Origin of the sequence: Providencia sp. 2.29, from assembly GCF_015832305.1 — a bacterium.
In the GTDB taxonomy this organism is placed as follows: Bacteria; Pseudomonadota; Gammaproteobacteria; order Enterobacterales; family Enterobacteriaceae; genus Providencia; species Providencia stuartii.
The window spans coordinates 2763618-2775322 of the sequence record NZ_CP065420.1 but is presented as its reverse complement, the minus strand read 5'-3'; the positions used below and the strand labels follow the sequence as shown (position 1 = coordinate 2775322).

Below are 11705 nucleotides of genomic sequence, written 5' to 3'. Positions count from 1 at the left end.
AGTTTGTGTAAGGATCCATTCTGTATGCTAGTTTATATTAGATAATATAAATTAAGATATGTAAACAATTAATGATTGTGATTTTATTTTAATCTTATTTGGCTTGGTTTTCACAATGTTTGTAATACTATTCTTTTGTTATTACGATACATAAGTAGAATGTGAAATTAATTTTAATGACTATTGAAATAATTAATATTTAATATCATATGATTGTGATGCCCATTATTTCGATAGTTTTATATAAACAATAAGGGGGCTTCATTTATTGACAATAAACTAGCACTCCATTTAGGAGGTACCATTATGCATGAAAAAAATATCGATTTTTGGGCGCAAGTTTTCCGCTGGGTTCAACTCAATTTACCTTTATTAAGTGGTGTTATGTTAGCAACGTTGATTGCATTTGTTAGAGAGTGGCGAGAGAGTAAAAGTACATGGCAATCATTAGCAGAAGCTGTAATATGTGGTGCTATTACAGTCAGTGCTATTCGAGCGCTTCAATGGTTACTTGTCTATTTAAATTATTCTGATGCTTGGTCATCACTTGCCGAGTTTTGTGGTGCGATGATAGGTTTCCTGGGTACAAAGAAGCTCAGTTGGGTTATTGATTCGATGTTGATTGCAATTCAAAAACGCTATAGAAATAAAGAATAATATTTTGAAGTATAGAAAAATCATTCTTATCAAAAATAAGTTGTACGATAAGCCCAAAATGAGGCTTATCGAGATACCTACCTTAAGAAGGTACTGTTATTTAAAACGATTATAATTCTACTGCTATCTTAATTACCATTTAATGATTACCTAACTATCATCTCTGATCCCTTCAATAAGAGAATTATTTATTTTTTACTGCATCGGTATCAATATAAGAAGAAGTATATTGATATCATTAATCAAATGCTAATGAACTCCATAATGGATAATTTTATGCTCTAAAAGAGAACAATCTTGTGGTGTTCCGCAATGATGGGTAAGATCTCGTGTTTTGTTTGTTTATTAAACATGTTATTTCTCTGGCTAGCTTAAAGCGGTAGGAAGTTTGTGTGAAACCATAAAATCTATTACTCTTTGCATTATCTCTAATTAACTTAAAAGGTTTAAGCTGATGACGGAGCCAATGAAAAAGCCGAGAACAAAACCCGCAAAAGAGAGATTGGATGATTTAATGAATGCTGCTGAGCATTTATTTCTCACGAAAGGTTTTTTAGAGACAACAGTGAGTGAAATAGTTAGCCAAGCCGATGTGGCGAAAGGTACTTTTTACCACTACTTTAAATCGAAGGATGAGATTTTAGAGGCTTTGCGTGAGCGTTATATGACATGGTATTTGGGAAAAATTGATGATGCACTGAAAGAGAAGGTGGGCAGTCAAGCGATGCTAAGCCAGTGGTGTGAAAGCAGCGTACAATACTATGTTGAAAAAAGACGTATTCATGACATGCTATTTCATGAAAGTTTTCATACGTGTAGCAACGTACATGAACAGCGGGCAATTTCACAAGTGAAAAAAATCTTGTTACATGGAAAGGCGCAAGGTGTTTGGTCAGCAGAGCCAATTGGGCTGGTTAGCTCTATGCTGTATCACAGTATGCACGCTGCCGTCGATGAGCTTGCATCGAGCCTTGAATATGATGAGAACACATTAGGCGCAATACTTTATCAAAAGTTACTCGGTTTAGTCCAATAACACCGTATCTAATCACTCTTCTATCCTTCTAGAAATAGAAGGATGCTGTCATTTAAATCTGTCTTGTACTGAAGTTAAATTACATATCTAAAAGTGACTAAAAAACAGTAGGTTAAGCGACTGTTTTTTATGATTGCATCGTTAATACTATCATGTTTTTATCGTTTGATGATGACATTTTAGCGTTAAAATCTAAACTGATTTTTGCCAGTGAAAAAGCTAGAAAAATTTATTCTGGATGTGTTATATCATCGGAAAATTACTTGTCTGGACATGTTTTATGTTTAATTTTTCCGAGTTTATTAATGATACACCAATTGACTCTATCTTATTGTTTATAATTACATTTTCCTTGCTCATTATTTCAGCTTATATCGGTAAATTTATCTTTAAGCGTAAGAAGCTGAATGATGATATTGCTGATGACGAAGCGAAAATTATATTAGGGGCTATCTTATCGTTATTAGGCTTATTGATTGGTTTTGTTCTCTCAATCTCGATCAGTGGCTACAACAATCGTCAGCAAACAGAAGAGAATGAAGCGATTGCGATAGGGAATGCTTACCAACGAGCGCAATTATTAAACAGCAGTGACAGACGTAAAGCAATCCATTTATTGCAGCAGTACCTAGACGCGAGAATTGAATTTTTTAAATCAGGTGTCAGCGATGAAAATAATCAATGGCGGAGAGTCTCATTAGAAAAACAAGCTACCTTGTGGGAAATTGCGGTTAAAGAGGCAAATCAATCACCAAATCCAGTGATCGCCTCGGTATTAACTGCATTTAGTGATCTTTATCTTTCACAACAAAAAACGATGGCGAGTTGGCGGCATCAAATACCGAATGCAGCATGGTTCTTATTAATTTTCTTTGCGATTTGTTCTAACGTTTTAATTGGTTATAACATTCGAGGAACTAAAGGTAAAAACTGGCTGATCCTCATATTGCCATCATTAACAACACTGGCACTATTTATGATCGCAGAAATTGATATTCCCGGTGAGGGGGTCATTCATGTGACGCCGGATGATTTAATATCATTACAGGAATTCTTATTTAAAGAAGGGGCGTTAGTCGGGAAACTTGATTAAATAAATATGCCCCGTAACGGAAGTATTACGGGGCACTATGGTTAGCGGACAATAATGCCTAAAAGAATACCAATAGCACCAAAGTCTGCATCACTAAATGTGGTATTAGCGATACCAATGTCACCAAGGACAGGTAATAAAAAGACAGGTAAGAAGGTAATGAGTAAACCTTGTGCAAAGGCACCTAAAATAGCGCCTCGGCGACCTCCTGTTGCGTTACCAAAGACTCCCGCCGCTGCACCAACAAAGAAGTGTGGCACGACACCTGGGATAATGACGGTCATATTCAACGCATACAGTATGAACATACCGATAATACCCGCAGCAAAACTGCTTAAAAAGCCGACTAACACGGCATTTGGTGCATAAGGGAAAACAACAGGGCAGTCTAGCGCTGGTTTAGCATTTGGAACCAATTTATCCGAAATCCCTTTAAATGCGGGTACGATCTCCGCAATTACCATACGTACACCTTGCAGAATAATGTAAACACCCGCAGCAAATGTAATGGATTGCATTAATGAGAACATAAACCAGTTTTTGCCACCGCTGACTTCACGAACATAATCTCCTCCCGCAAATAAGCAGGTAATAATGAAAATAATGAACATAGTGAATGAGATGGCAACTGGTGTGTCTCGTAGGAAAAGCAAACTTTTTGGCACATTCATATCTTCAGTAGAATGTTCTTTGTTGCCAAATTTGCTACCAATAAAACCTGCAAGGACATACGATATCGTTGAAAAGTGACCAATTGCAACGTCATCAGAGCCAGTGATTTTTTTCATGTATGGATGCGCAATGGCTGGGAAGAACACCATACAAAAGCCAACGATTAATGAACCAACAACCACTAATAGAGTGCCTTCCATACCCGCTGTTGCTAAAATTACGGCAACCATCATCGACATGAAGAGTGTGTGATGCCCTGTGAGAAAGATAAATTTCCAAGGGGTGAGGCGTGCAATTAAGATATTAATTAACATGGCAAAGAACATGATCATTGCCATTTCACGGCCAAAACTCTTCTGGGCGATAGAAACAATCGCTTCGTTATTTGGAACGACGCCATTAATACCAAATGCGTGTTGGAAAATAGCGGAGAAATCGCCTAATGAACTAACAACTAAGCCAGCACCCGCTCCTAAGATCACAAAACCCATAATGGTTTTGATGGTGCCTTTAATACATTCGGTGGCGGGTTTCTTTTGAGCGATAAGGCCGATAAGCGCTATCAAACCCACTAAAATAGCGGGTTCAGATAACACATCTTGCATCAGAAAACGAAAAAATGACATACAGCCTCCGCTTATAGTGCGCCGAGATTACGTAAAGCCACACTTAAGTGCTCTTTCATTGCCACTTTGTCTATCATATTTTCCAAAGCAACAATTTCTCCAGCAACTTGTTGAGCAACCAATTGTTCGGCAATATCTTTGGTGCCAACAAAAATATCACTGGCGGTACCTTTAGCTGAGCCAAGATCAACGTGGTCAACCTCGGCACTGACTTGAAGATCTTTTAAAATATTTTTGATGCTCATTTCCATCATTAGGCTAGTGCCTAAACCATTTCCGCATACGACTGTAATTTTCATATTGTTTCCTTTTAATAATTAATAACGCGCGATGATGTTGAGGATGTCATCGACGTTTTCTGATTGCATGATGTTGTCAATATCTTCTTGGTTATCAAAAAGTTCAGCGAGTTTAGCGATAGCGCCGATATGGCTGTTGCTATCGGTTGCGGCAAGAACAATTAATAACTTAACGGGATCGTTGCCATCGGCACCAAACTCAACACCGCGCTTAATAACGGTAAGACCAAGAGATAGCTGATTGACGCCGTCTTCAGGGCGAGCATGTGGCATTGCAATGCCTGGGCCTAGTACATAGTAAGGACCAATCTTTTCATGTGAATGAATGATGGCATCAACATAAGATTGTTGAATACGGTGGTTTTTGAGGAGTGGTTCGCAAGCGATTTGAATCGCATCGCGCCAATCGGTGGCACTTTCAACAACCTGAATGACGTTGGGGGTCAATAATGTGGTTAACATTAAGTTTGCTCCTGGTGGTGTAAAACTATTTTTAGCTTTTTTTCTAACTAAGGGCATAGTAGTGATCAATGGTAGCGCTATCTAGTCGAATTATTCATTTTCGTGATAGCGCTATCATTTCGCATAAATAAAGCCAATAAAAACTCAAGAACACGAAAGTCCACTCATGAACAAAACTAACCTGTGGTAAGTTATAGTGAGATAAGAGTGAATAGAGCAAAAAATATTTTTTATGGAAAAAATACGCAAGAGAAAGAATACAGGACGAGTTACGCTACAGGATGTGGCTAAATATGCAGGCGTTGGTTCAATGACTGTATCTAGAGCGTTGCGTACACCTGATTTGGTCTCAGATAAACTGCGAGAAAAAATCAATGAAGCAATCACTGAGCTAGGATATATACCAAATTCAGCCGCAGGTATATTGGCATCAGGTCAAAGTCGTACAGTTGCTGTATTGGTGCCTTCATTAAGGGATTACGCAAGCTCTGCATTTCTGCAACCATTACAAGAGGTCCTCAATAAAAATAGCTATCAGGTTGTTATTGGTAGTCATAACTATCAGCAGAAAAAAGAGTCTGAAGTCCTCTTTACGTTACTGCAAAGTAACCCTGCTGCTGTGGTTATTTTTGGTGGGATTAATTCAGAGAGCGTATTTAGTTATCTCAAAAACCTTGATATTCCTGTTATTGGTGTGGCGGGGGAGTCGAGTCATCTATTCTCATTAAATATAAGAAGTAATATTGGTGAAGCCGTATTTTTTCTAACCAACTACATGTTGCAAAAGGGATATCGGAAAATAGGCTATATTGGTGCTCAGATGGATAGCAAAATACAGAGCCAACAATTGAGTGGTTGGACTAAAGCGATGCTAAATCATTATCATAGCGCAGAGCAAAGTATTACGACACCGTATGTGGCGACAATGGATTTTGGTCGTCAAGCGATTAGTGAAATGTTAACTCGGCAGCCGGAATTAGATGCAGTAATATGCAGTCATGAAATGATTGCGCTAGGTGTTTTGTTTGAATGCCAAAGAAGGTTAATTAAAGTGCCTTCTATGTTGGCAGTGGCTTGTGTTGAAGGGTCGTCTAATTGTGATTATATTCACCCGTCGTTAACATCGGTGCGTATTGATTACAATAAAATGGCGAAAGAAACGGCGAAAAAATTACAAAAATGGTTAGCTGATCCTGATAGTGGTTCTCCGCATCAACAAGAAGAAATTATTTTTCCCTATAAATTCGAAGCAAGGCAAAGCGCATAATGATGAAGTTTGTTGTTTTTTTGTTAACATTATTGGGTTTATCAACATCAACGGTATCAGCGGCATCGATAGCGAAAGGATATTTACCAGCAGTACAGAATATATATGTATTGTTTAGTGGGGTATTAGTAAAAGGCCCAGTGAAAGAGATAAAAGCGACTTTTTATACCGAAGATAAGACGGTGACACAGGATATCCAATTAAAATTGGATCAAAAGAGTTGCATTGAAAGCTTTGAATCAATTTCTCATGGCATACAACAGCATATTCAACTCAAAAGAGATAATAACCAACTGAAGGGCAGCAGCAATGAAGGGGAAATTATCATCGATTTAGACGAACAGTGCCGTTTTATATCCCAAAAAGACTCTTATGGTACGACGTATTTTGAATATGATGAACGTAACTACATTAAGAGTATCCATTCTAAAGAGGATAACGGCACCGTTGATAAGGTAGTATATAGTAATTTAGGTGAGTTACAGGAAATGAATTACTATGATAAAAATCAGTTATATATGCAAACTCTCTTCAAGCCATTAGCTGATATAAACCGTTATGCGGATATTCAAATAGAGCAGAAAATGTTAGGTGATTTGGGCTATATTTCTGAGAGAAAATGCCAATATAATCATTTTGGTGCACCAACAAATTGTCAAATTTTGACCAAATATGATGTTGATGGAGAGATGCAAACTCAACGGCAATCTGTCGTGATTGACACACAGTTTGAGGAGTGACAATAAGCACAAGATTAACTTATTGATTAAATAACAGTTAGCTTGTGTGCCATGCAAAAGCGGAGGGGATCGTTAAAAGAAGTCACGGCACTTGAATTTGTGTCTATTTAATGAAACTCACATTTTTTCGATGAGCGCCTCTTAAGTGAAAACTAAGGAGGCGCTTTTTAATATTATTCTTTATTAATTTGCATTTTTCTTTGAATAAAACGCGTTTCTGCTTGCTGCAAGTAGCTTTGAATTAATTGGTAGATTTCGTCGCGTCGATCGTATAAATCGCTATTATTTTTCAATATAGGTTCAACTTGTTCGATAAATCCCTTCATAAAATCATTAAGCTTTAACTGCTTGTGAGCAATCTGCGCGTAATAAAATTGATATACATACGATGCATGTGTATGGGAGAGAGGAGCACTTGCGTTAAAATTGTTGGTTGCAAGTAATAGCAATTGAATGTTTGTCATGGTACACCCTATCAGAGAGACACGTAGATGCTACCGGACTAAAATAAAATCTATTGTCAAAATTAGCCGTAAAATTTTAGTTTTTCAATCAAAGGGCTATTTATAGGAATATTCTGTATTTGCTGTTGTTTTCTGGTATGGCCTTTATTTAATCGCCCCTTTCTTACTAGTCGCTAACCTCCCTCAAAATCATTAATTTTCATAATGAATATGGCATTAAGAAATACGAATACTCGCAATAAGAGTAGTGGTTTTTGAGTTTATATGTAAATTATTTTTATGTTTAGTGTCTGTTGTAACATTTAGCTTATGGATATGGGCATGTAGTACTACAGCATGTTTCCACGCGAGAGAGGAAAGTTGCATCATCGTACCCGTTCAAAATTGATAGAGAACGTTAATGACAGAATGCAGGTGAGTACTTTGTATAAAAAGACATAAAGAAACACACTACAACTAAAGAGGGTAACTGATCATTTAGATGAGGATTTTCTTCATGTCGGTTATCTTGAAAACAAGATACATACAAGCAAATATCAGCAAAAGCATCATGTGATAAACACTAAAAAACAGAATAGGTTGCAGAATATATTGCAATTGAGAGGACAGTTTTTATTTTTTTATGATCAATTTACTCCTATTTAGGGTTGGTTAATACTCTGTAATACATATTATCTAATTGAATAATTTATTTATGTTTATTCATGCTTGAAAATGAAATATGATTAATACTTAAATTAAATAACTATTTTGAGTGTTATACCCAAGAGTTCTTTTTGGAAGGAAGACACAAATTGTAACAGTTTGCTGTATTGCTGACTCTTATTTTTAAACATTATTACTGTTAGGATTACTCTCGGTTTGTGTGAAGGAATGCGTAAAGACTGAAATGGCGAGCATTTAATTGTTACTATCTATTATATTGTAAGGATTTTTTAATCGATGAGAGTTCATTTTAATTTATATAGTAAGGTAACTTTAAGTAATTAATAGGATGTATATCTCTATTAGAAATAGCACCTCAATCCATATTATTTAGAAATACTTGATTAAGATACCTACTGTTCAAGTGATCTGTCTTTATTATCAAATTACTCGTTGTGTTATACAAGAGCGAAAAGTATGAATATGGTTAAATTGCTCATTACTGTATTACTTATTGGTTGTTCATTTTTATTAGGGGTAATGGTTAATTATAAGCCAAACCCAGATCTGATTAAATTGGCCAAATACAATGTGGCAGATTACTTGTCTTATACTGAATCCGCATCATTTAGGAATATTAAGTATAATTTTATTCGCTCAACGGCTGATAAAGGGGAGGTCGGCTATGTTTGTGGTGAAGTACTGCGTGTTAAAAATGCAAAAATCGAGGGTTATAAGCGATTTGCCGTAAAAACGTATAAAAATCAAGATGGCAGGATTGCACTATCGATTCCGCTCGTAGAAGGTGATTATGATTTGTTACCTTTATCGGTCATGGAATCTTTATGGACAAGATATTGTCAGTAAATAGATATTTTATTTTACTTTTTATTAACATTTAAAACGTAAAGTAATAACTGTTTAATATTATTAGGTATCTACAGGAAAGGCTTGAATATTAGCAAAGCTGTAAATTAACTGTCTATAAAGATTAACGCTTGATAACGTCGCTACTATCAAGCGTTTTCTTTATTGTTATTTATTTAATGTATTGATTAATAACTGATGGCGGCTATTGTAAAACTTAAGATAGGTCATATAACCTGCCAAAATGGTCGATAAGCTGGCTGTTGCTAGTAACATAAAAGTGACCATGATTTGATATTTCACTGCTTCTAATGGATCAACCCCAGCAAAAATTAATCCAGACATCATACCGGGTAAACTGACAATACCGACGGTTTTTGCGGAATCTACAGTCGGGATCAAGGATGCGCGAATACTGTCTCGAATAATGGCGATAGAGGCCACCTTAGGTGTTGCACCTAAACTTAGCATCTCTTGTATTTGTTGTTGTTGGCTACTAAATCGTTGGCCTAGATTATTGAAACACAGACCGACAGCAATCATGGCGTTCCCTGCGATCATGCCTGTGATTGGAATAACTTGCATCGGGGTAAAAGCTATTGCTTTTGTGATGATCAGTATTAATAGGGTTAAGAGTGTTCCAGAGGTAATGGCGATAAAAGCGGTCAAAAAGATTTTATCAATATATTTACTGCGCTTTTTGGCATTCCAAGCCGCATTAAAACAGATAAACATCACCATCGCGATAGTCAGAACTTCATGATCAACATTAAAAATGTATTTTAGAATATAGCCAACAATCAATAGCTGGATGATAGCGCGTAGAGTGCTCCAAATAATATCTTTTTCTAATGCCAGTTTTTCTTTATGGCTGATAAAGATAGCGACCAAAACAAGCATAATAGAAAAGCCCAGAGATTCATTGGTAATAGTGGGTTGGTGCATGACTCATTCCTATTTATCTGCATTATGGACGGGAAGGGTAATAATGTCATCAGCATGTGCAATTTCATCCTGATCATGAGTCACCCAAAGAATAGCGATATTTTGTTGTGTCGCTAACTGGTGGATTAGCTCATTAACTTTTACTTTATTTGCTTCGTCTAATGCGCTGGTTATTTCATCTAACAGTAATATTTTTGGTAGAAACTGAAGGTTGCGAATCAACGAGATACGTTGTTTTTCTCCACCAGATAATTCATTAATGCCTTTTTCTAATATTGAATCGGGTAAAGAAAAGTAACCAAGGTCTTTATAAATTTTATCTTTATTAAACGGTAGCTTACGTATCTGATAAGGGAAAAATAAATTATCGTAAACGGTGGCTCCAAATAAAGAGGGGGTTTGAGTGCAATAAGAAACCTGTTGGCGATATTCTTCAGGGGGGATGGTTGAATAGTTATTGCCATTGAAGATAATTTGCCCTGAGGTAGGGGAAAGTAATGAAGAGATGATCTTAAGTAGCGTGCTTTTACCGCATCCCGAAGGCCCCGTAATGAGTTTAAATTCACCAGCCGATAAATCAAACTGAACTTTATCTAGTATTGTTTTGTTATCAATAACATATCCAATATTTTCTAATTGCAATAAACCGCGGTTTTTATCCATTTTTACGCTTAGCCCATAGAGTTAATGTGACGTCATGCAGGCAATTTTATAATTGATCATTGATTTGCTCGCGACATGAAACGGAACAAGGAATTTACCTTGTATAGTAATCCAAAATATTATGCGCCATTCACGCTAAGATTGACATATTAAGCGGAGCAGGGATCAAATAAAGAAGATGATTAGGATTAAGAAAATACATCTATTGATGGTTTTTAAACCATATTACATGGCTTAATCAAATAACGATATGTAGCAATAGGAATGTCATTAATGGTAGTGCAAAGAAATTAACGTTACATTGTGTTTAACAAGAGAAATTCTTAAAGCTGGGGCTATTTACCTTGTTGTTAATTGCAGATATTCTAACAAAAGGAGATGGCATTCCTCCTGTTTAAAAAACCGTCCAAATAAAGGGCTGATGATGCCTACGTTCACCTTTTTAAATGATAGGGTACAGGTATTATGTGCCCTGAATATTTGGGGTATAAATGAGAGAGATCCCGTTCATTTATCCCCTTAAGCGCGATAAGGGGCTTCGTATGTATGCATCACTTTTTTCTATCGCATTAGGCTCAATTTTAGGTGGCTGGCTAAGATGGTTTGTGGGGCTGAAGCTGAATAACTTATACCCAAATATTCCGATGGGAACTGTTTTTGTCAATCTTGTCGGGGGATTTGTTATCGGTTTTGCCATTTCTTATTTTGCCAATGCCAATATTAGCCCCAATTATAAACTATTTATTGTCACCGGCTTTTGTGGCGCGTTTACTACATTTTCCACTTTCTCTTTGGAAGTATTAACGTTGATCCAAGAAGGGAAGTTAATGGTTGCATTGAGCACAATCGCCATTCATGTCATAGGCGCACTCATTTTTACTTTTTTAGGCATGATGAGTCACCACTGGCTCACTCAGTCGTAATCAACGAGTAGGGTAGATAGATGTAGGTGAAAAATGTGGTTGTTAGGCATTCGATAATCATCTTCTGATATTGCTGTGTTGAGAGCGGCAATCGTAAAATATTTCCCCAATTGATCTGTAAAATCGAGATCAACAGCAATAAATAGTCTGTTATTCCACGATGGTGTATTTTGAGGTGGTTATTTTTCCATTATGGCTAAAAGGATGACTTAAGAAATCTAACGCACTTTAGCTATGATATTATTAAAGACTATCTCGACAATAAATCCCCCATTATTTTTGGCTAAAATATCACCAGATAGTATGTGATCTTAGTGATGGTTAGTCGTCATTTTATGGTTATTGT

Annotated in this window: 13 protein-coding genes and 1 riboswitch; of the genes, 7 read left to right on the top strand and 6 right to left on the bottom strand. The window is 36.5% G+C overall.

The features are described 5' to 3' along the window. Window positions 1-306: 306 nt before the first annotated feature. The 3 genes from I3B46_RS12810 to I3B46_RS12800 all read left to right on the top strand — a co-directional run bounded on the left by I3B46_RS12810 (window position 307) and on the right by I3B46_RS12800 (window position 2786). Complete coding sequence (locus I3B46_RS12810) at window positions 307-657, top strand: phage holin family protein (RefSeq protein WP_004918982.1); 351 nt, start codon at window positions 307-309, stop codon at window positions 655-657. Between the two features lie 466 nt (window positions 658-1123). Next, window positions 1124-1693 (top strand): TetR/AcrR family transcriptional regulator, encoded by a 570-nt coding sequence (locus I3B46_RS12805; protein WP_230089714.1) that lies wholly within the window; start codon window positions 1124-1126, stop codon window positions 1691-1693. 280 nt (window positions 1694-1973) lie between these two features. After that, window positions 1974-2786 (top strand): bestrophin-like domain, encoded by an 813-nt coding sequence (locus I3B46_RS12800; protein WP_163762055.1) that lies wholly within the window; start codon window positions 1974-1976, stop codon window positions 2784-2786. A gap of 41 nt (window positions 2787-2827) precedes the next feature. On the opposite strand, the gene I3B46_RS12795 is transcribed toward I3B46_RS12800, so the two are convergent. From I3B46_RS12795 to I3B46_RS12785, 3 genes are read right to left on the bottom strand one after another with little or no spacing between them, the layout of a single operon-like run. Then, a complete protein-coding gene (locus tag I3B46_RS12795; RefSeq protein WP_014658176.1) occupies window positions 2828-4084 on the bottom strand; it encodes a PTS ascorbate transporter subunit IIC in 1257 nt (418 codons plus the stop codon). 11 nt (window positions 4085-4095) lie between these two features. Next, on the bottom strand, window positions 4096-4383 hold the full coding sequence (locus tag I3B46_RS12790; RefSeq protein ID WP_004918996.1) for a PTS sugar transporter subunit IIB: 288 nt from the start codon (window positions 4381-4383) through the stop codon (window positions 4096-4098). Window positions 4384-4401: 18 nt separating this feature from the next. Beyond that, window positions 4402-4845 carry a PTS sugar transporter subunit IIA gene (locus tag I3B46_RS12785; protein ID WP_014658177.1) on the bottom strand — a complete coding sequence of 148 codons (444 nt, stop codon included), beginning with the start codon at window positions 4843-4845 and terminating at the stop codon, window positions 4402-4404. A 232-nt stretch (window positions 4846-5077) separates the two neighbouring features. On the opposite strand from I3B46_RS12785, the gene I3B46_RS12780 reads away from it, so the two are divergent. Together I3B46_RS12780 and I3B46_RS12775 are read left to right on the top strand one after the other, a co-directional pair. Then, window positions 5078-6112: a LacI family DNA-binding transcriptional regulator gene (locus I3B46_RS12780; RefSeq protein ID WP_004919002.1), complete on the top strand. Its 1035-nt coding sequence runs from the start codon at window positions 5078-5080 to the stop codon at window positions 6110-6112. After that, on the top strand, window positions 6112-6852 hold the full coding sequence (locus tag I3B46_RS12775; RefSeq protein WP_004919004.1) for a YnfC family lipoprotein: 741 nt from the start codon (window positions 6112-6114) through the stop codon (window positions 6850-6852). The genes I3B46_RS12780 and I3B46_RS12775 overlap by 1 nt, the downstream gene beginning before the upstream one ends. 173 nt (window positions 6853-7025) lie before the next feature. Here I3B46_RS12775 and I3B46_RS12770 read toward each other — a convergent pair whose 3' ends face one another. Beyond that, entirely contained in the window at window positions 7026-7316 is a 291-nt protein-coding gene (locus I3B46_RS12770; RefSeq protein ID WP_004919006.1) for a hypothetical protein, read from the bottom strand. Between the two features lie 1122 nt (window positions 7317-8438). On the opposite strand from I3B46_RS12770, the gene I3B46_RS12765 reads away from it, so the two are divergent. Next, window positions 8439-8828, top strand: coding sequence for a hypothetical protein (locus I3B46_RS12765; protein ID WP_163762053.1), 390 nt, complete (start codon window positions 8439-8441; stop codon window positions 8826-8828). Between the two features lie 168 nt (window positions 8829-8996). Here the strand turns inward: I3B46_RS12765 and fetB are convergent, their stop codons facing one another. Further along, window positions 8997-9773, bottom strand: a complete 777-nt coding sequence (gene fetB / locus I3B46_RS12760) for an iron efflux ABC transporter permease subunit FetB (RefSeq protein WP_004919013.1) — start codon at window positions 9771-9773, stop codon at window positions 8997-8999. A gap of 9 nt (window positions 9774-9782) precedes the next feature. Then, a complete protein-coding gene (fetA, locus tag I3B46_RS12755) occupies window positions 9783-10436 on the bottom strand; it encodes an iron efflux ABC transporter ATP-binding subunit FetA (RefSeq protein ID WP_053110710.1) in 654 nt (217 codons plus the stop codon). Between the two features lie 365 nt (window positions 10437-10801). Beyond that, window positions 10802-10874, top strand: a riboswitch (Fluoride riboswitch). Between the two features lie 104 nt (window positions 10875-10978). Between fetA and crcB the strand changes: the two genes are divergently transcribed. Beyond that, window positions 10979-11359: a fluoride efflux transporter CrcB gene (crcB, locus tag I3B46_RS12750; RefSeq protein ID WP_014658179.1), complete on the top strand. Its 381-nt coding sequence runs from the start codon at window positions 10979-10981 to the stop codon at window positions 11357-11359. Window positions 11360-11705 lie beyond the last annotated feature (346 nt).

What these genes read in the sequence shown, in the direction of transcription:
- I3B46_RS12780 (WP_004919002.1), top strand. Translation starts at nt 5,078, where the DNA reads ATGGAAAAAATACGCAAGAGAAAGAATACAGGACGAGTTACGCTACAG.
- fetB (WP_004919013.1), bottom strand. Translation starts at nt 9,773, where the DNA reads ATGCACCAACCCACTATTACCAATGAATCTCTGGGCTTTTCTATTATG.
- I3B46_RS12775 (WP_004919004.1), top strand. Translation starts at nt 6,112, where the DNA reads ATGATGAAGTTTGTTGTTTTTTTGTTAACATTATTGGGTTTATCAACA.
- I3B46_RS12790 (WP_004918996.1), bottom strand. Translation starts at nt 4,383, where the DNA reads ATGAAAATTACAGTCGTATGCGGAAATGGTTTAGGCACTAGCCTAATG.
- fetA (WP_053110710.1), bottom strand. Translation starts at nt 10,436, where the DNA reads ATGGATAAAAACCGCGGTTTATTGCAATTAGAAAATATTGGATATGTT.
- I3B46_RS12795 (WP_014658176.1), bottom strand. Translation starts at nt 4,084, where the DNA reads ATGTCATTTTTTCGTTTTCTGATGCAAGATGTGTTATCTGAACCCGCT.
- I3B46_RS12765 (WP_163762053.1), top strand. Translation starts at nt 8,439, where the DNA reads ATGAATATGGTTAAATTGCTCATTACTGTATTACTTATTGGTTGTTCA.
- crcB (WP_014658179.1), top strand. Translation starts at nt 10,979, where the DNA reads ATGTATGCATCACTTTTTTCTATCGCATTAGGCTCAATTTTAGGTGGC.
- I3B46_RS12810 (WP_004918982.1), top strand. Translation starts at nt 307, where the DNA reads ATGCATGAAAAAAATATCGATTTTTGGGCGCAAGTTTTCCGCTGGGTT.
- I3B46_RS12785 (WP_014658177.1), bottom strand. Translation starts at nt 4,845, where the DNA reads ATGTTAACCACATTATTGACCCCCAACGTCATTCAGGTTGTTGAAAGT.
- I3B46_RS12800 (WP_163762055.1), top strand. Translation starts at nt 1,974, where the DNA reads ATGTTTAATTTTTCCGAGTTTATTAATGATACACCAATTGACTCTATC.
- I3B46_RS12805 (WP_230089714.1), top strand. Translation starts at nt 1,124, where the DNA reads ATGAAAAAGCCGAGAACAAAACCCGCAAAAGAGAGATTGGATGATTTA.
- I3B46_RS12770 (WP_004919006.1), bottom strand. Translation starts at nt 7,316, where the DNA reads ATGACAAACATTCAATTGCTATTACTTGCAACCAACAATTTTAACGCA.